Here is a 26,463-nt window from a genome sequence, read left to right as displayed (position 1 = left end):
ATTTCTACTTAAAATTCTTTAGTTCGAAAAGAGCTGGCAATACTTTTCCTGTAGAATTATCAAAGAGGGTGGCATTATACCAATCGTTTTTCAGATTGCCGGTACAGTTATAAGCATTTGCCTCGGGGTACCACCAATACAAACCGGTGACCGAACTATGGCGTTTCAGCATCGTAATAACATCGGCCGTCAGTTTGCGTTGTCCCTCATTGGAATAAGGATAGGTTGCTCTATAGTCGAAACTGGTACCCGGTACCTCATATTTATAGGTATAGCCAAACTCAACTATCTGAATGGGCTTGTTCTTGAAATTAGCCTCCAATTGGCTGATTGCTGTTTCAAGCACGCCTATATTGCCGTGGAAATAAGGATAGTAGGACAGTCCGATGATATCATAATCCACCTTTTTTGACTTCATCTGATTATAGAAGTTCAACAACACGCCAGGTTTGGGTACACGTTCTGTATGAAGAATAATCTTTGCCTGCGGACACACCTCGCGACAGGCCTTTCCGGCATTTTTCAACAGAGTGGTAAAGCGTGGCCAGTTGGACTCACTCCCTGAATAGCAGCGATAGCCCGTTGAACCGCTCTTTCCCCAAAGCATGCCATAAGAGATTTCATTTCCCGTTTGTATAAAGTCAGGTGCCGCACCAGCTGCCACCATTTGTTCCAGACAGTCTTTAGTATATTCATAGATTTTGGTATAGAGCTGTTCGTTGGACAAGCTCTGCCATGAAACTGGCGTCCACTGCTTGGCAGGATCGGCCCAGGTGTCGCTATAGTGGAAGTCAAGAACAAGCAGCATGCCTGCCTCCTTAATACGACGTCCCAATGCCTTGACATACTCCAAGTCCTGAACAACACATTTGTCGGCATCCTGCGACGGGTCAACAAACAGGCGAAGGCGCAATGAGTTCCACCCTTGCTCTTTCAGAAATGCGATAAGGTCGGTGATCTGGGCTCCCGAGGCATTCTTATACTTTGCTTTCTGCTTCTCGTATTGAGTCAACATAGAGATGTCACCACCCACAAAGTGCAAATCGGGAACATGCATCGTAATGCTATCTATGGAAGAAACCGAATACACCTCATTGATCAGCTGACCATTGTTGGTAAACGACATGGTGGAAGCGGTCTGCGTGTTACCTTCAGAACAGATATAGAACGACTGTGCCGAAAGTGCCATCCCCACAAAAAAGGACATGAATGTCAAGAGGTATTTTTTCATAGCCATGAGTATTATTTATGTCTTAGCAAATAGTAATTGAGGGCAAAGTTAATCTATTTTTGATACAATCACACGTTTTTATATCACTTTTTTGCTCTATATCAAAAAAAATTCATAATTTTGCAACGGAAATGCAAACTAAGTACAACCTAATCACTAAAAACTTACTATTAGCAATTCTTTTATTGCTATCGGTAAGTACTTACTCCAAGTCGGGTTTCGACAGGGAGCACAAAGACATGTTCCGCACCTTCCTCTACCTTATGGAGAATGGAGCTCCTGACGAATTTCATGAACATGCAGAGAAATACGAGAAATATCTGCTTGAGAGTCAGCCCATGTCATTATATTATAAGATAAGGACCAACGAAGGTTTCTATGATGCCAGCCATCTGTTGACATTCAGAGCTCACAAAATTGCACTGGACTTGGACAGTATGATGAGCGCAAGGGGAGACACTACATATCACTATTTGGTAAGTGGACTGATGGGCGACATCTATAAGTCTATGCGCAATTTGAAGGCCGACAGCATTTACCAAGTAGCACTGGCCGAGGCTGGCGACCGCGATCCGAAGTTCTCAATGCTCGTTCATGTGAGTCTGGCCCAGGTAAATCACCTTTCAAACCCCACAAAATCTCTGGAATGGGCTAAGCGTGCCCTTGACGAGGCGGAGCGTTTGAACAGTTTTGAACACCGCTCTATGAGTTTGGGAATTATGGCTTATGTTTATTTCATGATAGGCGACAAGAATGAATTTGACATTGCCGCTATGAAATACAAGCGAGTAAAAGACGAATTCAAAGTTCTTGAAGAGAACAGAATGGTTGGCCAGCAACTGTTGGACACTCGTTACGACATACTGATTGAAGTAGCCAAATTAGGATTCAACGGTGATTTCGACGCAGCGCTGAAACTAACCGAAAACAGCCATCTGAATGTTGACAAGCAATTGGTAATCTACCGTCTGCACGGCTTGGAAGGAAGCTATGAAAAAGACAGCTACATCAAGAAAATTACCAATTGGTTTATTGGACTTACAGCTTTATACATTTTTGTATATATTATGGGGCGCCGCAGACTGATGAAGAAAATATGGAAGCGTAATGCCGAACTGAGAATAGCTCTCGAAAAGGCTGACTCCGCTAATCAGATGAAGACAAACTTCATACGCTCCATGAGTCATGAGATCAGAACGCCCCTGAATGCGATCAACGGTTTTACCCAATTACTTTGCGACCCAGAATTTGAACTCAGTGACGAAGAGAAGCTCGATATGCAGAAACGTGTCACCTCGAATACCGAAACCATCACTATCATCATCAACGAACTGCTGGAACTGGCTGCCGGTGAAAGTGGCACCCTCGATTTGAACGATCTTAGCCCTGTCAACATCAACGATGTGTGCAGAAAAGCCAAGAAAGAAGCCGAAGAGCATAATGAGAATAATCTGCAGATAGTGTTTACTACAGAGATTGGTGACGACTTTACTATTAAGAGCAACGAAGAGACGATTTTGCAGATTCTGAACAAGATTACCAACAATGCGCAGAAGTTTACCAAAGAAGGTAGTGTTATTCTTCATGCCTCGCGCCACGATTCAACTTTGGAAATTAGTGTTACCGACACTGGTATTGGCATACCTGAAGACAAGCAAAAGAGTGTTTTTGACAATTTTGTAAAACTCGACGAATTCTCAGAGGGTGTAGGACTGGGCCTGTCTATCAGTATTCGTCTGGCAAGGTCGCTTGGAGGTGATATCAGTATCGACCCGACATACAAAACGGGCAGCCGCTTTATATTGCAACTGCCCATTTGCTAATTCCTCGATTATTGATTATTAATTGAGAATTGAGAGTTGAGAACTGAGAGGTATGATTACTTATGACAATGATAAGTCCACATAGTAGAACTATTCATACCTCTCAATTCTCAACTCTCAATTCTCTTATTATTTGTGCCTATTGGCTCGCTGTTCACGATACTTAGCCTTCTGTTTGGCTGAACCGCTGCCGTGAGCACCAGTAATGTATTTCTTTTTCTTGGCTTTGGTTTTCACTTTTCCTTCGTTAGGGTCCTTACGTTCCCCACCGCGACCGAAGTTAATACCATTCTCAAGAATTGTCTGGAAATCGTCCTCTCTACCCATAATAATCTATTTTTATGATTAGTAAACTAACCACTCCCCTCCCTCACAGGGAGGGGTTGGGGGAGAGTCTTTTAATTCTATTATTAATGATGGAACAAGCGCACGCCAGTGAATGTCATGGCAATGCCGTACTTGTCGCAAGTCATAATCACATGATCATCACGCACAGAGCCACCTGCCTGAGCAATGAACTCAACACCACTCTTATGGGCACGCTCAATGTTGTCACCAAAGGGGAAGAAAGCGTCACTGCCCAGAGAAACTTTCGTGTTCTTGGCAATCCACTCCAGCTTTTCCTCACGTGTCAGTACTTCAGGCTTTGTCTTAAAGAACTGCTGCCAAGCGCCATCACGCAACACATCATCATGTTCATCCTCTGAGATGTAAACATCAATAGTATTGTCGCGGTCAGCACGGCGAATACCGTCAATAAATGGAAGATTCATTACCTTCGGATGCTGACGCAACCACCAGATATCGGCTTTCTGACCAGCCAGGCGAGTACAGTGAATACGACTCTGCTGTCCGGCACCAATACCAATGGCTTGACCATCCTTCACATAGCACACAGAATTAGACTGTGTGTATTTCAGTGTGATCAAGGCAATCATCAGGTCGCGGCGGGCCTCATCGCTGAAAGTTTTGTTTTGAGTGGGGATATTCTCGAAGAGTGCAGGATCGTCCAAACGAATTTCATTGCGGCCCTGTTCGAAAGTAATACCATACACTTGCTTACGTTCGATAGGCTCAGGACGATAATCGGTACTCATTTTGATTACATTGTAGGTTCCCTTGCGCTTGTCTTTCAAAATCTGAAGAGCCTCGGGAGTATAGTCAGGAGCAATGACACCATCGCTCACCTCACGTTTGATGATCAATGCAGTTGTCTCATCACAGGTATCGCTCAGAGCGATAAAGTCGCCATAGCTCGACATACGGTCGGCACCACGGGCACGAGCATAAGCACAAGCGATAGGTGAATCGTCCAATCCTTTGATGTCGTCAACAAAGTAGATATGCTTCAATGTGTCGCTCAAAGGCAAACCGACAGCTGCACCGGCAGGGCTTACATGTTTGAACGATGCTGCTGCGGGCAGGCCCGTAGCCTCCTTCAGTTCGCGCACCAACTGCCACGCATTCAGCGCATCCAGGAAATTAATGTAGCCAGGACGGCCGTTCAACACTTCGAGGGGCAACTCGCCCTCGTTCATAAAGATTCGGGAAGGTTTCTGATTCGGATTACATCCGTACTTCAGTGCTAACTCTTTCATCGTGCTATAAAGGGATAAATCTTTTCGCTTGCAAAGGTACATAAAAATATCGACTTCCTGCTTTAAGTAAATATTTTTTAATTACCTTTGCACTCGTTTTAGTACAATCAGGAATGGAACGTAAACATTTTGCACTGAAGAAATTAATGGAAGCTGTGGAGAAGGAATTACTTCACAAGCCCAACAAGAAAACACTAGACCGTTTGTCTATGCTGGCAGGATTCCAGAGTTGGGAAACATTTCAGGAAGCACTCCACGGCGATGCCGATGCGAGAACGAACTACAGGGAATAAAGCATCATTTTCCTCTGTTAAAGCAACAAAATCAAGAAACAGAAAAAAGGCGTTGCCACATGGACAACGCCTTTTTTCTATTCTTTAATCTCAGAGGATTATTCAGCAGCAACATTACCTGAACGCTTCTCCTTGATACGGGCAGCCTTACCCGTGAGCTTGCGCAGATAGTAGAGCTTAGCGCGACGAACTTTACCTACCTTGTTCACCTCAATGCTATCGATGTTGGGAGACTCCAAGGGGAAGATACGCTCTACGCCCACGGTACCTGACATCTTACGAACGGTGAAACGTTTCTTTTCGCCATGACCAGCGATTTTGATAACTACGCCACGATAGAGCTGGATACGCTCTTTCGAACCCTCGATAATTTTGTAAGCGACAGTTACAGTGTCACCAGCTTTGAAACTGGGGTGCTGCTTGCCGGTTGCAAATGCTTCTTCAGCAACTTTAATTAAGTTCATTGTACTTAAAGTAATTAAATTTGTTGTATCGTTCCAGCGCAACATAACAGGCAACTCTCCTATCTTCCTGCCAGCGATTACGCGGAAAGCGGCTGCAAAGGTACAAAAAAAAGTGAAAAGCAAAAAGTGATTAGCAAAAAATATTGCCTAAAACACATTTTTTTTGTACTTTTGCATGAAATATACAAATCAAAATGAGAATAAATACTTATCTAGGCGCTGCTGTAACAGTTATATTTTTTCTAACGGCTTGTAGCTCACACTATCAACTATCAAGCATAAGTCATCAGCGCATCGTAATAGACAAGCGCTTTGATGCCAATCCCGATATGCAGGCTACGGCTTTTCTTTCTCCCTTTAAACATGTAGTAGATTCAGTTATGGGTCCGGTTGTGGGTATAGCAGCCCACAACATGGAAGCCGACCGCCCTGAAAGTGACCTTTCAAATCTGATGGCCGACATTCTGATATGGGCTTCAAAGGATTATAACGAACATCCCGCCATAGGTATATATAATATAGGTGGAATCCGTGCTGCCTTGATTCGTGGAGAAGTGACCTATGGTGACATCGTAAATATTGCTCCATTCGAGAACAAGATATGCTTCCTTACGCTGACCGGTGAGAATCTGCTTGAGCTATTCAGACAGATAGCTGCACGCTATGGCGAAGGTGTGAGTCACGGCACCGAGCTGGTGATTTCAACAGAGGGAAAGTTGCTTTCAGCCAAATTAAACGGCAAAGAAATTGACCCCACAGCTGAATATCGTGTGGCTACGATTGACTATGTGGCTCAGGGAAATGACGGAATGAGTGCTTTCAAAAAGGGCACCAATCTGGTTTCACCGCAAGAAAGCAAGAACAACACTCGATTCATCCTTATGAATTATTTCAAGATGAAGGCTGCTAAAGGCGAGTCTGTCAGTTCGAAAACAGAAGGAAGAATCGTTGTCAAGTATTGAGAATTGAAATTGAAAAATGAAAAATGAGAATTATGTTCAGACTTGCATATCATAAAGGTTTTAGAAGGGGAGTTGTCTACTCTTCGCTTATGTGGGGACTGATGTGTGGTACCCCGAATACACTTTGGGCACAGAAAACACTGACCATTCTGCATTCTAACGACACACACTCAACCATCATGCCCTTGAACGCCAATCTGGCTGATACCACCCTGGCTGACCGTGGCGGATATCTGCGCCGTATTGCCATGCTAAAGGAAGAACGGCAGAAAGTACCCGATTTGCTACTCTTCGACAGCGGTGATTTCTCACAGGGATCAAGCTACTATACAATGTTCAAAGGCGATGTCGAGGTAGGACTGATGAACCAGATGCACTATGATGCAGCCACTATTGGCAACCATGAGTTCGACTTCGGACTGGACAATATGGTACGACTATTTCGCATGGCCAATTTTCCCATTGTATGCTCAAACTACGATTTTGCAGACACTGAACTGGCAAAGATTGTAAAGCCATACATTGTTCTGAAACGCCAAGGGCTCAAAATTGGAGTCTTTGCTCTCTGCCCTCCCCTCGAAGGCCTGGTAAGTACGAAGAACTATGGACCGCTAAAATATTTGAATCCCAGTGAATGTGCACAGAAGATGATTGACATTTTGAAAAAGAAAGAGAAATGCGATTTTGTGATTTGCCTGAGTCATTTAGGCTGGCAGAACTCTGAATTTCCCTGCGACAAAATGATTCAGGAGACACGCGGTGTTGACTTGGTGCTTGACGGACATTCACACACCTACTTAGAAAAGCTGGAATATGTGAACGATTTAGACGGCCATCCTGTTCCAGTCAACCAAAACGGCAAGCACGGTGCCTTCATTGCTAAGATGCAACTGACGTTCGACAAGAAGTAATTCAACAACGACTTTTTTCCATTTCAATATACCCACCGAGAAAACAAGTATCTACAGGGTAAAAACAATTTAGGCTCCAAACCAATCGTTTGGAGCCTAAATTATTATCGTTAGCAGGCTCCAAAGTAACCTTTGAAACCTGCTAATTATTTGCATATTATTTGAACCAGTCTGCAGTCCAGATATCAAGCTGTTTCTTGTCCTTATTCACTGAGGGAACACAAACGAAGCTTACCTTGTCATCCTTCTTAACATTCAGGTAGAAGAAGATGTTCTTACCATCATATTTTGAAGTTGACTTATGGTTCAAAGCGAAGGTGTTCGTTCCGTCTGTCACCTTACCAGCATTCTTCACCTTGCTAAAGATAACATCGATATCCTCTTCAACGGTAACGTCCTTCACACGGATGAAACGGCTTACATACTTATCGAAATTAGCAGCCAACTCAGCCAGCGATACGACAGTAGCCTCTGGAGCATCACCATGTTTCACGGTAGCCATCTCGGTAAAGAACTCGGTAGCCTCAGGCAGACCGTTATATCCGTAGCCGCTGCCATAAACGCCACCATTAACAATATCGCCAACCTTCAGGCTCAAAGAGCTATTATAGATTAACAAGCCACCGGTAGCATCCTCGATAAAGGTGTTTGAACCACTCTTATAGGTCACCTTAGCATCCTTCAAAGCTACGTAGAAACGATAAGGATCGTTCTTAGTGGCACCGACAATATTCTGAGCCATTGAACTCAGAGAAGCGTTCTCACTATTGTCAAGTTCCAGATCCAACTGCTTTACAGGGATAATCAGACGTGTTTTGTCACTGCCCTTGGTGCTTTCAAAAATCAGATTGCCAGAACGGGTAGCTCCGGTTGAGTTTTCCTCAGCCTTGACACTGAACACATAATTACCTTTCTCATCAACGGTGAAACCATTATGAGCGAATGAAAGCCAGTCGCAATCAGTAGAGAATTGCAGTCCCTCTCCTTTCTGGGTAATAACAAAGTCGAAGGTTCCAGCAGCTTTCTCAATAGTCTTTGATGCTGATGCAGACTTAAGCAGTGCCTTCTCGACCTTGATAACCTTCACATCAACCAACTCGATGGTTGAACCATAGGTAGTGCGAGGACCTTCAATAGTTACCACATCACCCAATTCGATGTTGTATCCATTTGTGGCATTGTCGAGAGGATTGCTCTTGGTGTTGCCATTCTTATCGAGCGTACCATATACATATACACTGTTACCCTCGTCGTCAGACAGATACCAGTTACCATATACAGTACTGGCAATTGAAGATACAGAACCCTTCACACGATAGGTCTTGCTGTCCACACCATTCAACACATCCTTAACAGTAACAACAGGAGTTTCTGAAGCCGAAGCAGTCTGAGCAACAATAAAGTTCTGATATTTATTACCAATCTTCAGACGAATAGCAATTTCACGAGAATCAGAAGCAGCTTCAGCACTGAAAGTCACCTCGGTCTTACCGGCAGAACCACTGCTGGGAGTAATCGTCACCCAGTTATTATCCTTGGTCTGCATCTGAGGAGTGGGTACGTTATATTTCACAACACCCTTCTCGTCACTGAGCGAGTCAGTCTGAACATCAACATCGAAGTCGAAGGTCCAGTCAGCATTGGCATCAATTACAATCTTCGTTGAACCACCTTCAGCAGCAATTGTCACATATGACTGTGACACTTGCAGTTCATCCATGAAGGTCTTATCATCGTCGTCAGAGCAGCTCACCAGAGTGAGAGCTGCTGCAAACGACAGGAACATATATTTCAATTTCATTGTTATCTCCTTTCTTTAATTATTTGAACAATTTTGAACCATCAAACATGTACTTCACACCCACGCTGGCATACCAGCACTGGCCAATAGCATGATTGAGTTTCCATGTCTCAGTATCACCGCTGATGGCGGCAGGAGTAGCGAATACGGGATATCCCTCGCTATCGGTACCTTTGCATTCAAGGATGCGTGCCTCAGTGCCAATCTCAGGATTCAGGAATTTCATCACGCCCCATTCAGAGTTGAACAGATTGAGCACATTCTTTACATCGAAACTCAACTGGATGGTGTTCAGCGTATTACCCACCTTCAGATTGAAGTCGTGTTTGTAGCTGAAGTCCAGACGGTGAACCCAAGGAGAGTAAACGCTGTAAGCCTCAGCATACTCACCCTGATGATCCTTCAGGTAGTCATCATTATGAACATAGTCCATGAAGCGAGTCTTATCATCCTCTGATACGAAGCGGAACTGGTTGTTTGCCACCTCCTGATCGGTAGGAATATAGAGTGCATCATACTTGTAGCCATCGTGGTTCATATCGTCAACCATCATGTAAGAGTAGTTGTAGCCACCGCGCCAGCCTTCATAAATAAGGCTATAGTGGTTGTTGCTCTTATCGTGGAATGTAGCCGAAGCCACCAGACGGTCGGGAGTAACGAACTGTGAGTTGTGCAACTTGATGTTGTTAGGACCTTCGCTGGTAGGAACATAGGTAAAGGCAGACTCAGCAGCTGAACCGGGCATACCAGTGATTTCCTTTTTCACGGTGTGAGTATAGGCTGCCATCAGTGAAATCCATTCAGCAGGCTGTGCGGTAACAGTTACGTTAGCTGACCATCCATAGCCCTTGCTGGTATTCTCAAGCATGAAGGCTTTTGTCTCGGTACGATAGCCGTCGGGATAGATAGGACGATTGTCAATGCCATTGAAACGAGCGAAACCGCCAACAGAAGGAATGCTCCAGTCAGAGAGGCAAACATCATTAATAGTCTTGTTGAAGATTCCCTCAACAGTAACAGACATGGGGAAGTTAACAGGCAACTGGTAGTCAATAGCCAAAGAGGTCTTCCACACCTGAGGCATCTTGAAGTCTGGATCAACACCATTCACAGCAGAAGGAACAGTACCATCTTCAGGAACAATAGTGGTAGGATAGCCCAAAGAGAAGAGTTTCTCCTTCAAAGCAGCTGTTGCAAGAGGACCACCTCTGAACTCATCCATAGTAAATCCTTTCTTGGCTGCATTGGCAGCGTTGATCTGTGCCTGATATTGTACCATACCGCCATTGGTAGGCATGTTGGTAAAGAATACCAGAGGCAGACGACCTGAGAACAAGCCGGAACCGCCACGTACTTTCAGCACCTTGTCGCCAAACACATCGTAGGTAAAGCCAACGCGAGGAGAGAAAGTATAGCTGTTTGAAGGCCATTTACCAGTGTCGATATGACGACCGTCATAGTCAAGATCATAAATAGCCTGATTGGTCATCAGGTCACCATTATCAAAGAACAGACCGTCAACACGCAGACCGAATGTCAGTTTCAGATTGTCGGTAATGTTCCAATCGTCTTGAGCATAGATACCAGCCTTATTGAACTGCACACGTGCTGCGGGTTTTGACTCACCGTTATAACCATAGGTAAGACACACAATTTCAGGAGCAGCATTGAACATTGTAGCGGGATCGTCGTTCCAAGCATAGCGATAGTATCCGGTACCGTTACGCATGTACTGGTTGTCGGCCATCTGATGCTCGTAAGTTACACCAGCCATAATCTTGTGCTTACCCATGTAGTAGGTCACATCGTCCTTCACGTTCCAAATAGTGTTGTGAACGGCGTTGTTGTAGGTAAACAGCTCATAGCCCAATGCCATATAGTTGTTATCGTCCTTGGTGATATCGATGAAGGGGAACTCGCTTGAGTCAGTATCACGGATATCATCGAGTTTTGAATAAGTGAACAGCAGCTGGTTTGACAGGTTCTCAGTGAAACGGCTGTTCAAGTCGGCAGAGAAAGAGTAAACCAAGTTGTCCATAGCATACATAGAATTGGCGAACGACATAGAGTACTGTGAAGTACGACCGCCACTCATACGAGTACCGCCATCCATTGAACTGGCGTTAGGAGAGTTCCACAAACGGTTCTTTGTATAGTTATAGCGCAAAGCCAAGTGATGCTGATCGGTGATATTCCAGTCCAAACGAGCCAACAGTTTATAGTTGGTTTCATCGGCAGGGAATGAGGTATAGCTACCTGTGTCGTAACCGTATTGAGCAGCCATATAGTCAGAAACCTTCTGAAGGTCGCTCAGCTTAGTGCGAGAAACATAATTTTCTGCATCAGCATTACCGTCCTCAGAACCACGCCAACGGTTGGCAATGGTAGGAATCTTTGACATTTCGCCATTCACGAAGAAGAACAGCTTGTTCTTAAGAATCGGGCCGCCGAGAGTAAAGCCATAAGTGGTATTCTGGTCTTTCTCGCGTGCACCGCTGATCTGCTCGCGCTCAATAGCATCGCCACGCATATTCTCATTGCGGTGATACACATAGGCACTTCCCTTGAAGAAGTTGGTACCCGACTTAGTGATTGCGTTAACGCCACCACCAATGAAGTTGGTCTGACGAACATCATAGGGAGAGATAACCACCTGTACTTCCTCGATAGCATCAAGAGAGATAGGGTTACCACCACCAGGCAACTTATCGTTCAAACCAAAGTTGTTATTAAAATTGGCTCCATCGACCGTGAAGTTAGCTGTACGACCGTCAGAACCAGCAAAGCTCATACCATTGCCTCCATAAGGAGAAAGGCGGGTAATGTCGGTAAGACTCCTCGTCACTGTAGGAACAGCTGAAATCTGTGCTGCAGTGATGTTGGTTGAAGCACCGGTCTTTTCACCGGTGAACTTTGTTGCCTTTCCGCTGATAACGATTTCTGCCAATTCATTAGCATCCTCAGTCAGCCATGCATCAAGGTGATAAGTCTCACCCAACTGAAGCACAATGTTCTTGAAGGTTTTCGACTGGAAACCAATGTAGCTTATAGTAACCACATAAGGGCCACCAGTACGCATACCTTGAATAGTAAAACGTCCTGCAGAGTTTGTCACTGTAGCATAGCGTGTACCTGATGGCTCATGTACTGCCTGCACAGTAGCACCAATGACTTCCTCGGAAGTTTCCTCGATTGTCACCTTACCTGCCAAACTAGAAGTTGTGATTTGCGCCATTGCCGTTAGCGAAAGCGTTAACAGCATGGACACCAGAAAAAGCAATCTTTTCTGCATAGTGATTTAGAAAAAATGTTTAGTTTATAAAATACGGTGCAAAATTAATTAAAAAATCTGATACGACATTATTTAAGGTAAATAATCGTATCAAATAAACACTTTTTAAATTTAAAAAGGCTATAATTTCCCGTTTCTATTCAACCTTAGCGCCACCACCTTTAGTAAAGGTTATTACATGACGCTTCAGCTGTTTGGTCTGATGATCAAAAATCAACTGCGGATTATAATGTTTTCCGCCAACACGCAATTCAAAATGCAGATGTTCAGTGGTAGCCCTACCAGTACGGCCTGTCAAAGCTATCACTTGTCCTGCCTTTACCAGTTCGCCAACGCGGACAAGGTTCTTGGAATTATGGCTATAAAGGGTTTCCATCCCGTTTGCATGACGGAGAACAATACAATTTCCATAGCCGGCAAAGGGCTGTGACATTGTTACCAAGCCATCAAAAACAGCATAAATCTTATCGTTGGCTTTCGTTTTGATATCAACGCCCGAGTGACCACGCCTTCCTCGTCCGCCATACGGACTAATCACCTTTGCACCCGAGAGTGGATAGCACCAGGCAGAATCAGAAATCTCCGACAAGTCAACAACAAGTTTTTTCCCTCCATGAAAGGGATCCATTTTCATGCGTTTCAAGCTGTCTATCTGTTCTTCAGCCAGTTTCTGCATGGTCACTGTAGGAGGCGCTTCTACAGGTATGGGAAAGGGATACGTGCTCGTAGAGAAGTTCCCTTGCGAGCAAGCTTCGAGTGCTATGTAAACACAGACACAAAACAGCAGTATTCCTTTCAGCCTCATCGGTTATCTTATCTTTAAGAATTTCTAATTAAATTTCATCCAAAAGGACTTTTAGTCCATATAGCAGATGACATCTATTCCTCAACGTACTCAAAGTCTTCGAGGTCTTCAACATCATCAAAATCCTCGATTTCATCGTCGTCGAGGTATTCAATATCATCCAATTCGCCTTCGTCTTCCAACTCAGCAGCGAAAGTGGTCATATCCTTATCGCGGTGAACCAGTGTATCTTCAGCAGTAATAGACTGAAGTTTGTTGCTCTCAGCATTCAACTCACGCCATAGTACGTCTTTCAACTCCTCGAGTCCAAAGCCGGTAACAGCCGAAATGAACACCACAGGCAAGTCATCGGGCAGTGTTTCCTTCAGCATTTCCATCAGCTCTTCGTCGAGCAGGTCACACTTCGTAACTGCCAGCACACGATGTTTGGAAAGCATCTCAGGATTGAACTGCCGCAACTCATTCAACAGGACTTCATACTCATGCTTGATATCATCCGTATCACCAGGCACCATAAAGAGCAACAACGAGTTGCGTTCAATATGGCGCAGGAAGCGCAGCCCCAGTCCTTTTCCCTCTGCAGCACCTTCAATGATACCGGGGATATCAGCCATCACAAAAGACTTATTGTCACGATAGCCTACGATACCCAACGAAGGCTCCATTGTGGTAAAAGGATAGTTGGCTATCTTTGGCTTGGCATTCGACAGCGATGACACCAGTGTTGACTTACCAGCATTGGGGAAGCCCACGAGACCAACATCGGCAAGGAGTTTCAATTCCAGAATAATGGTCATCTCCTGCATCGGCTCGCCCGGCTGTGCATAGCGTGGAGCCTGATTGGTGGACGTGCGGAACTGGAAATTACCCAGTCCGCCACGACCGCCTTTCAATAGCATAACTTCTTGTCCGTCATAGGCAACATCGCAGACAAACTTTCCCGTTTCAGCATTATACACCACAGTGCCTGGCGGTACATCGACATACACATCTTTTCCATCAGTACCATGACACTTGTCGCGCCCGCCATTTCCACCATGTTCAGCAAAAATATGGCGTTCGTATTTCAGGTGCAGCAATGTCCAGTAGTTATGGTTGCCACGTAGAATGATACTACCACCCTTACCGCCGTCACCACCGTCGGGACCGCCATTCGGGTTGTATTTCACATGGCGAAGATGCATACTGCCCTTACCGCCCTTACCTGAGCGGCAATAAATTTTTACGTAGTCTACGAAGTTACTTTCCATTAATTCGACATTTACCAGTAATACTAGTTGAACTAGATATTATCAACTACTTTACAAATATCAGCAAAGATTCTATCCAATTCACCCAGGCCATCAATGTGGAAGTGCACGCCTTCTTTCTTGTACCACTCGATGAGGGGAAGGGTCTGAGAGTGATAGACAACGAGACGCTTCTTAATGGTCTCTTCATTGTCATCGGCACGTCCGCTCTGCTGTCCGCGCAGAATCAAGCGCTTCATCAGTTCATCTTCGGGAACGTCAAGTTCAATCATAGCGGCCACCTTGTCGCCACGCTCGTTGAGCATCTGCTTCAAGGCCTCTGCCTGTGGAATAGTGCGAGGGAAACCGTCAAAGATAACTCCCTTGCTCTCACGTCCGAAGCTATCGTAAACAGAAGCGAGAATATTTACCATCAGTTCATCAGGAATCAGCTGACCTTTTTCAATATAGGCAGCTGCTGTCTTGCCCAGCTCTGTTCCTTTTTTAATCTCACCGCGAAGCACATCGCCTGTTGAGATATGATTCAAACCGTACTTTTCAATGAGTTTGTCGCTCTGTGTGCCCTTTCCTGAGCCGGGAGCGCCGAAGATTACAATATTCTTCATTGTACTTTTAGTTTTTGTTTTATTAATATGGTTGTTACTATTTATACGTTATCCCGTATTCTATTCATTTATTCTGAAACGAGTGTGTAAAGATCTTTCAGTCCACGACCCTGCTGATCGTAGTCAAGACCGTAACCGAGAATAAAGTCATTGGGAATTTCAAAAGCCACGTAGTCGAGCTTCAAATCCACATTCAGTTTCTCAGGCTTAAAGAAAAGTGTACACACTTTGATTTCTGCAGGATTACGTGTTCCCAGCGACTCTATCATCTGCTTGATAGTGAGTCCTGTTTCAACGATATCCTCCAAAATGATAACTGTACGTCCAGACAAGTCCTCGTTAATACCCATCACTTCCTTAATTTTTCCCGTTGAGGTTGTTCCCTGATAGGAAGCCAACTTCACGAACGATATTTCACATGGGATAGTCATCTCGCGCATTAAGTCGGCTGCAAAAATAAAAGCGCCGTTCAATACTGCGAGAAAAAGGGGATTCTTTCCTTCTAACTCAGAAGATATTTGCTGGGCCAATTGCTTTACGCGCCACTTAATCTGCGCCTCTGGCATTGAAGTTTCGAAGGTCTTGTCCTTAATTGTTACTCTGCTCATAATTACAGACTATTTATATAATTTGGTGGCAAAGTTACGAAAAAAGGTTGTAAAGAACAACGGATTTTGGAAGATTAACGCAGATTGCTCGTAAATAAAAGGCAAGACGGGGAAGAATGAGGATGTACAATTTGGAACTTAACGCAAATTGGGGAGGATTGGTGAAGGAGTTAGGTTGCCAAATCGTAACCTCATTTAGCCATCTCCTTCATCTTTGTAACAAAGTTATTGAAGCTCGTCAGCAGTTCTTCGACGAGCGAAGCGGCAAGCCGATTACCTCGTAGGTACTGCGCTCAATTCAAGGAAACAAAAACCTAATGTCTGCCGAGCTTGCTCAATCAGAAAGCAGACAAGCATCTTTGTGTGGCACTCCACAGAAAAGTGCGTATTAGGCTACACCCTTCTATAGAACATCATTGTGGAATTGCAAGCAGAAATTAATGCGAAATGATACCATATCAAGAGAAAAGACCGCTCTTTTTCTTAATTTAGTTCACGAATTATTGTATACACAATATTTTTGATTATATTTGCGCACAGTAAACTCAATGTCGGGCAAGAATAACTAAAAGCAAATGGGAATTCACAAATATAACAGGCTAAAGATTGTTTTGGCTGAGAAAGAAAAGACTGGCACATGGCTCTCAGAGCAGATGAGCCACAGTATCAGTACTGTTTCACGTTGGATGACCAACCGCTCGGCCCTCTGGGACGCTTGCCAAAGCAAGAAGGTGCAGCCCTCCGTGAAACCGCTCGGCTTTGCCGCTTGCCAGAGCAAGAACTCTATGAGATTGCACACCACCTTGATGTGGATGTGAGGGAGTTATTGGTTTCGTCAAAATAAGAAGGTGAAAAAACATAATAATAGTTAGTTAAAAGCGCAAAAACTATGGTTTCTTTAAATTTTAGTCATTCTAAAGATATTTTTATATTCACTTTGAGCAAAATACGTGAAGTATATAGGTGGAGAGAAACTTTAAGAGTCAACTCTTATGCTGTTTATGATGCTGGTAAAGGCTCTATGAAAATACTAAACTATGAAATGATATATACTTCAAAATATATTCCGGAATTAGATGCTTTTCTTTGGAGTCAAGGTGAATTAGCTGTTGCAAAAGAAAATGGAAAGACATTATTGATTGATGCAGAAGGACATACATACCCTTATGATATGGATTATGATGCTAAAATCAGGAAAAGTGCTTTTCCCTATGAGAGGGATTTTAAAACAGAAAAAGTGAACACAAGCGTTTTCCCTCCTATTCCTATTGTTGAAAACAATGATGATTTTGACAATGTAATAACTGAACAAAAAAAGATAAGAATAGAATCAAATAGTATTATTTGGGAAGACGGGAGTGTGATTGAGACGCAATATCAACTATGTGGCTTGATTGGTAATGTTGTTATATGTTACAAACATGTTTCTAATGGAGGAGATTGGAAACATCAACTGTATGGCATCTGTGATATAAATGGAAATATATTATATGAACCAAAATTTACATATATTTGTGATGCAAAAATGGATGGAGATTATATTTTTGTAATTGATAATCACAAATGTGGATTATTAGATTATGATGGAAAAGAACTTATTCCTGCACATTATATGTATATAGATGATTGCGATGGTAATATTGCCATAGTGGATCATGGACTCAAATTAATTGACGTAAGGAACCAAAAAGAACTTTTTTCCATTTTTGAAATAAACAAGGAAGAGGATGACGAGGATTGTAATTATTTTATGAAAAAAATTGTTAATGGATGGATTAGAGTTTTAAAAAGCTATTATGCTGATGATTCTCCAATAGGATTAGTGAAGGCTGATGGAACATTTTATAGCTTTCGCATGAAGGATAATCGATGGTGGTTAGATAGTTCACTATCAAGAAATGGAAAGAAATACAATCATATGGGAAATACATTTCGTGATGGTCTACTACCTGTCTATGACTTATCCAGAGGATATGGTTTTATCGATGTAAATGGAGTAGAAGTAATAGAATGCAAATATAATGAAATCCATGAATTTGAATGTGGAAGAGCAAAAGTACGATATGATGTTGATTTTGGATACATCAATACTAAAGGGTGTGTGTTTGTAAAAAATGGTTTAAAAGAAATAGAAATACCTTCAAAATATGACTGGGCTTACGATTTTGATAATGGTGTGGCAATAGTCCAAAAGGGGCAAAGTTTTGGCTGTGTCGATATATATTTGAACGAAATAATTCCATGTGTTTTTCCCAATAAAATAGAATTGGAAAAAGCTATTGCCAAGATCAAATTAATAAATAGTAATAACATAGATTATTGTAAGAAAATTAAAGAATTGGAGCCACCATTATGTTTTAAAGAAGGGAAATTGTTTGGATATAAAGATCTTGAAGGAAAAATTCTTTGTCCACCTGTGTTAAGACATGCCAGACAATTTGCTGAAGGAATGGCTTGTGTCTGTATTGGAGGAAAATATGGATATATAAATGAAAAAATGGAGTTAATCATTAAACCACGATTTGACTGGGCAAATGATTTTTCTGAAGGGTTGGCTTTAGTTCATGAAATAGGTATTGGAGGAGATTTTTATATTAACAAGCAGGGCGAGTGTGTGATAAGTGCTGGTGGCTTAGAAGAATTAGGACCTTTTATAAATGGAACTGTACGATGTGAAAAGTATAAACCCTACAAAGATAATGATAGCTATGTTTTGACAAAACGAGTACAAGGCTATGAATAATGGACAAAACTATTTGAATTATAAGATGGTTAACTCTACATTGAAAGCCATACTTGCAGCAAGGGAAGATATCTCTGATTATCTTTTTCATTTTACAAGAGGTAGTAAAGCATTTGAGACTTTATTGAGAATTCTTGCAGATGGTGAGCTAAAAGATATAAAAAGGAATGGTTATATTTGTTTTACAGAAGCGCCATTGACTGCTTTATATAACATGTTTCAAATCTTTGATCGTTACCCAGAACCGATGTTTGCACCATATGGAGTAGGAATAAAAAAGGACATTCTATTTGATTTAGGATGCAGACCTGTTATCTATGGGACGAATGATGATTTTGGAAAACTGTCCCAATGTCTTTATTGGCGTTGCGTAGAGTACAAGCCCAAAGTTAGCGATTATACGTGGCTTAGAGAGTGGAGAATTAAAGCCAATACTCTTAAGCTTTTCCCCAGCGGATGTATAGTAATAACAAAAACGGACTATGAACAAACATTATTAATGAGAGATATTGGTGAAGATTTTGATATTGATGGTGATATCGATGATGGAGAGTTCCATGGTTATGTAAAAGGAGAGTTTGAGAGAGTATATAAAGGTGTTTCCATGGAAAGTATTAGAAACGTATGTTTACTCTCTAAGAAAGAATTGAATAATATTCTTGATACTCAAACTATAGGAGAATCAGAAACACAATTACTTGGATATTTCTAATAACAAATTTAATTAAGGGAGTAGTATTTTTGATTGTCTTAGAAAATTATTAACTTTGCAAACGAAACGAGATATGGAACAGAAACAAATAACAGCAGCATATGCTGAGGCTGTAAAGGCTATCAAAGAGGCGATATTGGAAAGTCGCTATCGTGCAGCACGCTTAGTAAACAAAGAAGTGTTGGCTCTTTACTATGCTATTGGTGGGTATATTTCCGTTCAAAGCAGAGCAGCAAGATGGGGCAGCAATGCTATTGGTTCCATCTCAGAATTGCTGCAACAGGAACTGCCTGGACTAAGGGGTTTCTCTGAGACCAGCATCAAACGTATGCGTATCTTCTATGAGGCATGGTGCAGTATGTTTGAGAATCGTCCATTGTCAGCGGACGATTTACAAAACAGCATCATTCCTGTAGGCGACAAAGGACATATCGAAATTCGTCCATTGACAACGGACGAATTACCTCCAGAGACCTTGGAAGCCTTTCTTGCCGTAGGTTTTACGAACCATTATGAGATACTGGCCCAAAAGAAGGACGTAGAGCAACGATTGTTCTATATCGTGAATTGTGCCACTGAATTTTGGAATGGCGACAAGTTGAAGTATTATATGAAGGACGATTTGTTTGGAAAGCGTGGCAACATGCCTAATAACTTTGCAACAACCATTGCAAATGTGGATTTGCGCAGTAAGGCATTACGCTCGTTCAAGGACGAATATCTGCTCGACTTTGTGAACATTGAGGATCCCGACGAGACGGATGAACGTGTAATAGAGCAGCAGATTGTTCACAATATCAAGAACTTCATCATGGCATTGGGTAGTGATTTCTCGTTTATGGGTAATCAGTATCGTCTTATTGTATCCGAAAAAGAGTATTTCATTGATTTGTTGTTCTTCAATCGCCGCCTTCAGGCACTAATCGCGATCGAATTAAAGCGAGGTGAGTTCAAGCCAGAGTATGCCGGGAAGTTGAATTTCTATCTGTCAGCACTTGACGAGTATGTGAAACTACCTCATGAGAATCCTTCCATCGGAATCATTCTTTGTAAGGACAGAGATTCAAAAACGGTGGAGTTCGCATTCCGAGACATAAACAAGCCGATGGGTGTAGCCACCTATCGCACATCTTCAGAGTTACCCAAGGAATACCAAGGTATACTTCCTGAACCAGAGGAGTTGAGAAAACTAATGTAATTGAAATAGAATGATTACCTTTGCACCCGATGATGAGTCATAAAACGGCTGGTGGCTCAGCATCGGGTGTTCTTTAATGCAGTTTATAGCAGAATGTGGAATTGAGTACGGTTGCCAAATCGTAACCCAGTTTTTCCTCAATTCCCAACTGCCTTTATACAAAGAAATCCTGCGAATTCTTCCAAAGTTACGGAAAAACGAGGGCATAGGAGTCATTTCATTAGGGAGCATTTCTTGAAATCTTCAGAAACAAGAGAATAAAGACTAAAATAAATTTTGGCCATTATTTTTCAAATTTTGGCCAAAATTCAAAAAATAATGGCCAAAATTTTAAATGACAGGATGAATACCGAATGGCAACAGACATGCAATTGGACTTCAATAAAAGCAGTTTTGCTGGACAACAGTAATGACAAAATGAAAGATATTGGTCATTTTTTGACAAAATCGGGTCATTTCAATTTTGAGACAAAAATAAACGATTGTGTTTAAAGTCTTTTGTTTAACTTTGCAGACAGAAAATAACTAACAATCTGAACTTATGACGTCCTATAACCGAATACTTTCTCTTTTATTCGTGTCATGTCTTAGCATTGTTTCGCAGGCAGAAACGAAATGGGTAGATGTGACGACCAACCACCTAAAGAATCCCGGGTTCAACACGGCCGATCGTTCCGATTGGGAAATCAGCGGACAAGCATCCTCTATGGGCGCTATCAGCTTTTCGTGTATGGAAATGTGGAACGGATACATGCGATTAGAACACCGTTCAGAGAATGTTCCTAATGGCCATTACCGCATCAGCGTCCAAGGTTTTTACCGCACACGTAAGCATGATGAAGCCTACAAACGATACAGCAATGGTACCGAAGTAATCAGCGGTTACCTTTTTGCTGGCAGCAAGCAGACTGCCTTACAGAGTGAATACAGTTTTCATTTTGACTACAACGCCGGACGAACCTTCACGCCCGACAACAAAATTTACTTCCCAAATTCGATGGAAACGGCTCAAATTGCATTCAGCGAGGGGGCTTATCAGAATGTAATAGAGTTCGACATCACCGATGGAATCTTAGTTTTTGGCATCTACAACGATGAAGAGAAGGCACGCAGCGACAACTGGATGATATTCGACAATTTCAAAATTGAACGACAGGCCGAGATACGCATTCCCGACGCAGGAAGTATCTGCCTGAACGAGTTAATGGCTGCCAACGTGGATGTTATGATGAGTCCAGCCTGGAACTTCGACAGTTGGGTAGAGGTTTACAACACGACCAGCACCCCAGTAACTTTAGGAGGATGCTATCTGAGTGACGATCCTGCCAACCTAAAAAAATGGCGATTACCAGATGCATACGACAATTTGCCTGCACATGGTCACCGTGTGATTTGGATGGGCAGCGATGACATTAATGCCATGCAGGCTCCTTTTAAATTGGATTGTGAGGGTGGAACGCTGATTTTATCTAACCAGCAAGGAGAGATACTGTTTTCTGAAAACTACCCTTCAGCCATTGGCCGCTGCTCATTTGCACGAACTACAGATGGAGGTTCAGAATGGTCGTGGACAGCAAGTCCCACTCCTGGCAAAGACAACAAAAGCACAACCTATTCCAATGTTCAATTAGACCCACCGGTCGTCAACAAGCAGGGCGGTTTCTTTGATACAACATTCCGCATCTACCCCACCCGTCCTACCGGCACAACACTACGCTACACCACTGACGGTACAACGCCTACGCTCACCAATGGCGTAACGCAGGGGAATCAAGGCATTAGCATCAGTAAAAACACCACAATACGTTTACGCCTATTCCAAGACGGTAAATTACCCAGCGAGGTTGTTACTCGCACATTTATAAAGAAAGAACACGACCACACGCTACCCGTGATCATGGTCGCTACCGACCCACGTTTCCTTTACGATGACAGTATCGGTGTCTATGTAAGAGGCGTTAATGGTCGTACAGGCAACGGACAGTCAACCCCTGTAAACTGGAACATGAACTGGGACCGTCCGGTAAACTTCCACTATGTATTGCCCGAGACAAACCAGGTTGTCGTAAACCAAGACGTAGATTTCTCCATCTCAGGCGGATGGACACGTAGCAATACGCCCAAATCGTTTAAGCTAAAGGCCGACCGCGTTTACGAGAATCGCAATGCTTTTGACTACCCATTCTTCAAGGCAAAACCCTTCAACAAGAACAAGACCATTCAAGTGCGCTATGGCGGCAACGACACGAATAGCCGCATAAAGGACGCTGCCTTGCACGAAATCATCCAACGTTCGGGCATTGACCTTGACGTGATGTCATACCAACCCGCCGTGCACTATCTGAATGGCGAGTACAAAGGACTTATCAATATCCGTGAACCGAACAACAAAGACTTTGCCTATGCCAACTGGGGCCTGAGCAAAGATGAGTTGGAAGTTTACGAACAGAGTCCTGACAGCGGTGCCTACATGATGCTTGGCAGAACTGATGTTTTAGACCGCCTGTATGAACTGTCGGAGGAAAGTACACGGCAGGAGACATATGAGGAGATTCAATCACTCCTTGATATTGACGAATATATCAACTATATGGCAGCTGAGTTGTTCCTAAGTTCATGGGACTGGCCCGACAACAACGTAAAAGCCTATCGCAAGACAAATGGAGGACGCTATCGCTTTACATTCTTCGACCTTGATGCAGCCTTCGGTACTGAAGGTCGTGAATACGATGAAGAGGGAGAGGTGTTCATGAATGGCAATCCGCTCAGGTGGATTGAAGGAATGCAATGGCATCGTTACGACTACATCTACGACACAGCCGAACGTCGATATGGCGAGATCAGATTCTGTACGTTCTTTCTTAACATGCTGAAGAATGCCAATTTCAGAACGCGATTCATCGACGCCTTGTCGCTAATGGGCGGAAGTGTATTCGAATCGGAACGTGCCAACAAGATACTCGAAGAGTTGGGAGACCGTGTTCGTACCACCATGACATGGGAGAATGCCTCACCCAACAATTCACTCAATGAAATCAAGAACCGACTGAACGGAAGACCAAGCAAGATGGCTGGCTACATGAAAGACTACGAACCGCTTCAGCTGGCCTCATCAGCCACTTGCGAACTGACTTTAGGCAGCAATATTGAACATGCCACCATATTCCTGAACGACCAGGAGGTTCCTTATGGCGAATTCAAAGGCACCGTATTTGTTCCCACCGTTATCCGCACTGAAGCACCAGCCGGTTATCGATTCAAGGGATGGGCACCAAGCCAAAATCCTGGATGGTATTACTCGCACAACGCGAAATACCAACTGAACAACACTCAGGAATCTGTCACATTAATTGCTTGTTTTGAACGCGAGGACAATGAGACTCCAATTGTGGTCAATGAGGTGAGTGCTTCAAACAGCATCTATATGAACGACTATCTAAAGCGAAACGACTGGATTGAACTGTACAACACGACAGACGAAGCCATTGACATAGAAGGTATGTACTTGAGCGACAATCTGGAGAACTATCAGAAATACATGATCAGCAAAGGAAGTAGTGAAAGTTCAACCGTCATTGCTCCACACGGACATCTCATCGTATGGTGCGACAAACTGGAACCTGTTTCCCAACTTCACGCTTCATTCAAACTGGCTGCCGAGGGCGGTACCGTATCAATTACAGCAAAAGACTTGTCGTGGAGTAATACCCTGGCATACACAGAACATGAAGACGACGAGACAGTAGGACGCTATCCTGACGGAACTAAGAATGTATTTAAGATGAACATTCCCACCATCGGCAAGAGAAATCTTTACACCAGTTACCTCACGACAGTGGACCAAAGCATTCTGACTGGAGGGGGTACAGCTATAGCAGACATATCAGACCTTTCTCTTAGCTTTGCCGCCCACCACTTAATTGTCAAAAGCAACAAGGCAGAACGAGTGCACTTGACCATCTACACCCTTTCAGGGCAACAGGTATCACGGGCTGAAATGGCCTTAACAGGCGGTCGAGCCGAAGCAAACTGTCACCATTTGAGCGAAGGATGCTATATAGCCCAAGTTGTCAACGAAAAGGGCGAAACAGCGACACTGAAGTTTGTGATTCGATAATGTTTCCACTAATGAATGTAAAATAATTAGACGTTCTTTCCCAATTTTTGATAATTTACACTCAGAAATTGTGTAGAAATGCCACAGTGTGTTTATCTTTGCGCCAGCAAAACTTAACCAAACACCAACATGATTCATTTACGTGGCATCAACAAGACATATTTCGGAGCGCAACCCCTGCATGTGCTGAAAGGCATCGACCTTGATATCAATGAGGGAGAGTTTGTCAGCATCATGGGTGCCAGTGGATCCGGCAAGTCAACCCTACTGAATATACTTGGTATTCTTGACAACTACGACGAGGGGGAATATCGTTTGGCTGATGTATTAATCAAGAACTTAAGCGAAACGAAAGCCGCCGAATACCGCAACCACATGATTGGTTTCATCTTCCAGTCGTTCAATCTCATCTCTTTTAAAACCGCAGTCGAAAATGTAGAGCTTCCACTATTCTATCAAGGAGTTTCACGCAAGAAACGCCACCAGATGGCGATGGAATATCTGGAACGACTGGGATTGCTCGACTGGGCTACACACTATCCTAACGAACTTTCAGGCGGTCAGCGTCAACGTGTAGCCATTGCACGCGCACTCATCACAAAGCCCAGAATTATTCTGGCCGATGAACCTACCGGTGCGCTCGATTCCAAAACGGGTATCGAAGTGATGCAGCTACTGAAAGAATTGAACGAACGGGAAGGTATGACACAGGTTATTGTGACCCACGACCCTTCTGTGGCTGAAAAGACCAACCGAATTATCAGAATCAAAGATGGAGTTATTGAGTGAAATCTGGCAGACGACACGTCGCAACAAGTTGCGTACTGGTCTTACAGGATTTGCTGTAGCATGGGGCATCTTTATGCTCATCGTGCTATTGGGCGCTGGCAACGGACTCATCAATGCCCAGATGAGTCATGCCAACAGGTTCCTGTCTAACTCCATGATGGTGTTCAATGGCTGGACCACCAAACCGTATCAAGGTTTGAAAGAGGGACGCTATGTACCACTGAAAGACCGCGACTTAGCGACCACCGAGAGTAATTTTACCGACAACATAGATGAAGTAGGCGCCATACAGTCGCAATACGGTTTGACGATTTCGTATGGGCAGCAATATATCTCTAACGGTCTGGATGGCGTATATCCTAACCACACACTGATAGAAAAGAAAGAAATGCTCTATGGCCGCTTCATCAACAAGATTGACTTACAGGAGAAAAGAAAAGTCATTGTGTTAGGCAACAAACAGGCCGCGGAGCTCGTCAGCAGTCAGGAGACTTTACAAAATTCAAGAATCCAGACTCTCATCGGCAAATACGTAAAAGTGGATAATTTTGCTTTTCGCGTTGTTGGCATTTACAAACAGGATGAGAATGGTGACCCGAACCTTTATGTTCCATACACCACACTGAAGGAGATGTTTGGCAAAGGTGACGAAGCAGGACGCATTGAGTTTACTTTCCACGGACTCGTCACCCAACAACAAAACGAACAGTTTGAACGCGATTATAAAAGGCGTATTGGCGCCAACCACCAGGTTGCTCCAGACGATGAAGATGCTTTCTGGATTTGGAACCGATACACCCAGTCCATGCAGATGCAGGATGGCATTAACATCATCCGTACAGCACTCTGGATTGTAGGTCTGTTCACCCTACTCTCAGGCATTGTCGGCGTATCAAACATCATGCTCATCGCCGTAAAAGAGCGCACTCATGAGTTTGGCATCCGTAAGGCTATCGGTGCCAAGCCATGGAGCATTTTGCGGCTCATCATCATTGAGAGCATCATCATCACTACCATCTTTGGCTATATAGGTATGCTTTTGGGCATTGCAGCCAATGAGTACATGAACGCCACGATAGGCAATACAAAGGTTGATGCCGGACTGTTCAAGGCTACCGTATTTGTTGATCCGACAGTAGGCATTGACGTATGCATTGAGGCTACACTCGTGATGATTATTGCCGGCACCTTTGCAGGGCTCATCCCTGCCATGAAGGCCGCCCGAATACGTCCAATTGAAGCACTACGCGCTGAATAACGA

Annotated in this window: 22 protein-coding genes; 12 read left to right on the top strand and 10 right to left on the bottom strand. The window is 43.5% G+C overall.

The annotated features are described in order from the left end of the window. Positions 1–4: 4 nt before the first annotated feature. On the bottom strand, positions 5–1,231 hold the full coding sequence (locus L6475_RS02495) for a glycosyl hydrolase 53 family protein (protein WP_237822207.1): 1,227 nt from the start codon (positions 1,229–1,231) through the stop codon (positions 5–7). A 131-nt stretch (positions 1,232–1,362) separates the two neighbouring features. Here L6475_RS02495 and L6475_RS02490 point away from each other — a divergent pair, with 131 nt between their 5' ends. Then, a complete protein-coding gene (locus L6475_RS02490) occupies positions 1,363–3,054 on the top strand; it encodes a sensor histidine kinase KdpD (protein WP_237822205.1) in 1,692 nt (563 codons plus the stop codon). Between the two features lie 129 nt (positions 3,055–3,183). Here L6475_RS02490 and L6475_RS02485 read toward each other — a convergent pair whose 3' ends face one another. Next, positions 3,184–3,381, bottom strand: a complete 198-nt coding sequence (locus tag L6475_RS02485) for a hypothetical protein (RefSeq protein ID WP_237822203.1) — start codon at positions 3,379–3,381, stop codon at positions 3,184–3,186. An 83-nt stretch (positions 3,382–3,464) separates the two neighbouring features. After that, positions 3,465–4,652, bottom strand: a complete 1,188-nt coding sequence (locus tag L6475_RS02480; protein WP_237822201.1) for a phosphoribosylaminoimidazolecarboxamide formyltransferase — start codon at positions 4,650–4,652, stop codon at positions 3,465–3,467. A 113-nt stretch (positions 4,653–4,765) separates the two neighbouring features. Here L6475_RS02480 and L6475_RS02475 point away from each other — a divergent pair, with 113 nt between their 5' ends. Continuing rightward, a complete protein-coding gene (locus tag L6475_RS02475; RefSeq protein WP_237822199.1) occupies positions 4,766–4,945 on the top strand; it encodes a hypothetical protein in 180 nt (59 codons plus the stop codon). A 98-nt stretch (positions 4,946–5,043) separates the two neighbouring features. Here L6475_RS02475 and rplS read toward each other — a convergent pair whose 3' ends face one another. Further along, positions 5,044–5,409 (bottom strand): 50S ribosomal protein L19, encoded by a 366-nt coding sequence (rplS, locus tag L6475_RS02470; RefSeq protein ID WP_237822197.1) that lies wholly within the window; start codon positions 5,407–5,409, stop codon positions 5,044–5,046. A 194-nt stretch (positions 5,410–5,603) separates the two neighbouring features. Between rplS and L6475_RS02465 the strand changes: the two genes are divergently transcribed. Further along, positions 5,604–6,371 (top strand): 5'-nucleotidase C-terminal domain-containing protein, encoded by a 768-nt coding sequence (locus L6475_RS02465; RefSeq protein WP_237822195.1) that lies wholly within the window; start codon positions 5,604–5,606, stop codon positions 6,369–6,371. A gap of 89 nt (positions 6,372–6,460) precedes the next feature. Continuing rightward, positions 6,461–7,282 carry a bifunctional UDP-sugar hydrolase/5'-nucleotidase gene (locus L6475_RS02460; RefSeq protein WP_237823962.1) on the top strand — a complete coding sequence of 274 codons (822 nt, stop codon included), beginning with the start codon at positions 6,461–6,463 and terminating at the stop codon, positions 7,280–7,282. Positions 7,283–7,439: 157 nt separating this feature from the next. On the opposite strand, the gene L6475_RS02455 is transcribed toward L6475_RS02460, so the two are convergent. The 6 genes from L6475_RS02455 to hpt all read right to left on the bottom strand — a co-directional run bounded on the left by L6475_RS02455 (position 7,440) and on the right by hpt (position 15,643). After that, the gene (locus L6475_RS02455) at positions 7,440–9,083 is read right to left on the bottom strand and encodes a BACON domain-containing protein (RefSeq protein WP_237822193.1); all 1,644 of its coding nucleotides are present in this window, start codon (positions 9,081–9,083) and stop codon (positions 7,440–7,442) included. A 19-nt stretch (positions 9,084–9,102) separates the two neighbouring features. Continuing rightward, positions 9,103–12,375 carry a TonB-dependent receptor gene (locus tag L6475_RS02450; protein ID WP_237822191.1) on the bottom strand — a complete coding sequence of 1,091 codons (3,273 nt, stop codon included), beginning with the start codon at positions 12,373–12,375 and terminating at the stop codon, positions 9,103–9,105. A gap of 136 nt (positions 12,376–12,511) precedes the next feature. Continuing rightward, positions 12,512–13,180 (bottom strand): M23 family metallopeptidase, encoded by a 669-nt coding sequence (locus tag L6475_RS02445; RefSeq protein WP_237822189.1) that lies wholly within the window; start codon positions 13,178–13,180, stop codon positions 12,512–12,514. Positions 13,181–13,254: 74 nt separating this feature from the next. Further along, on the bottom strand, positions 13,255–14,430 hold the full coding sequence (gene obgE / locus L6475_RS02440) for a GTPase ObgE (RefSeq protein WP_237822187.1): 1,176 nt from the start codon (positions 14,428–14,430) through the stop codon (positions 13,255–13,257). A gap of 32 nt (positions 14,431–14,462) precedes the next feature. Continuing rightward, entirely contained in the window at positions 14,463–15,035 is a 573-nt protein-coding gene (locus tag L6475_RS02435; protein WP_237822185.1) for an adenylate kinase, read from the bottom strand. 68 nt (positions 15,036–15,103) lie between these two features. Next, positions 15,104–15,643, bottom strand: a complete 540-nt coding sequence (gene hpt / locus L6475_RS02430) for a hypoxanthine phosphoribosyltransferase (RefSeq protein WP_237822183.1) — start codon at positions 15,641–15,643, stop codon at positions 15,104–15,106. A 116-nt stretch (positions 15,644–15,759) separates the two neighbouring features. Here hpt and L6475_RS02425 point away from each other — a divergent pair, with 116 nt between their 5' ends. The 8 genes from L6475_RS02425 to L6475_RS02390 all read left to right on the top strand — a co-directional run bounded on the left by L6475_RS02425 (position 15,760) and on the right by L6475_RS02390 (position 26,460). Beyond that, positions 15,760–15,927 carry a hypothetical protein gene (locus L6475_RS02425; RefSeq protein ID WP_237822182.1) on the top strand — a complete coding sequence of 56 codons (168 nt, stop codon included), beginning with the start codon at positions 15,760–15,762 and terminating at the stop codon, positions 15,925–15,927. A 291-nt stretch (positions 15,928–16,218) separates the two neighbouring features. Next, positions 16,219–16,461 (top strand): hypothetical protein, encoded by a 243-nt coding sequence (locus L6475_RS02420; protein ID WP_237822180.1) that lies wholly within the window; start codon positions 16,219–16,221, stop codon positions 16,459–16,461. Positions 16,462–16,532: 71 nt separating this feature from the next. After that, positions 16,533–18,386: a WG repeat-containing protein gene (locus tag L6475_RS02415; RefSeq protein WP_237822177.1), complete on the top strand. Its 1,854-nt coding sequence runs from the start codon at positions 16,533–16,535 to the stop codon at positions 18,384–18,386. Beyond that, entirely contained in the window at positions 18,379–19,098 is a 720-nt protein-coding gene (locus tag L6475_RS02410) for a hypothetical protein (protein ID WP_237822175.1), read from the top strand. Before L6475_RS02415 ends, L6475_RS02410 begins: the two co-directional genes overlap by 8 nt. Positions 19,099–19,171: 73 nt before the next feature. Continuing rightward, on the top strand, positions 19,172–20,296 hold the full coding sequence (locus L6475_RS02405) for a YhcG family protein (protein ID WP_237822173.1): 1,125 nt from the start codon (positions 19,172–19,174) through the stop codon (positions 20,294–20,296). Between the two features lie 541 nt (positions 20,297–20,837). Then, positions 20,838–24,413 carry a CotH kinase family protein gene (locus tag L6475_RS02400; protein WP_237822171.1) on the top strand — a complete coding sequence of 1,192 codons (3,576 nt, stop codon included), beginning with the start codon at positions 20,838–20,840 and terminating at the stop codon, positions 24,411–24,413. Between the two features lie 129 nt (positions 24,414–24,542). Then, positions 24,543–25,202: an ABC transporter ATP-binding protein gene (locus L6475_RS02395; protein ID WP_237822169.1), complete on the top strand. Its 660-nt coding sequence runs from the start codon at positions 24,543–24,545 to the stop codon at positions 25,200–25,202. Beyond that, the gene (locus L6475_RS02390; RefSeq protein ID WP_237822167.1) at positions 25,186–26,460 is read left to right on the top strand and encodes an ABC transporter permease; all 1,275 of its coding nucleotides are present in this window, start codon (positions 25,186–25,188) and stop codon (positions 26,458–26,460) included. The genes L6475_RS02395 and L6475_RS02390 overlap by 17 nt, the downstream gene beginning before the upstream one ends. Positions 26,461–26,463: the final 3 nt, after the last annotated feature.

It is taken from the genome of Prevotella sp. E9-3 (assembly GCF_022024015.1).
Taxonomy (GTDB): domain Bacteria; phylum Bacteroidota; class Bacteroidia; order Bacteroidales; family Bacteroidaceae; genus Prevotella.
This window is presented reverse-complemented; position numbering and strand designations above follow the sequence as displayed.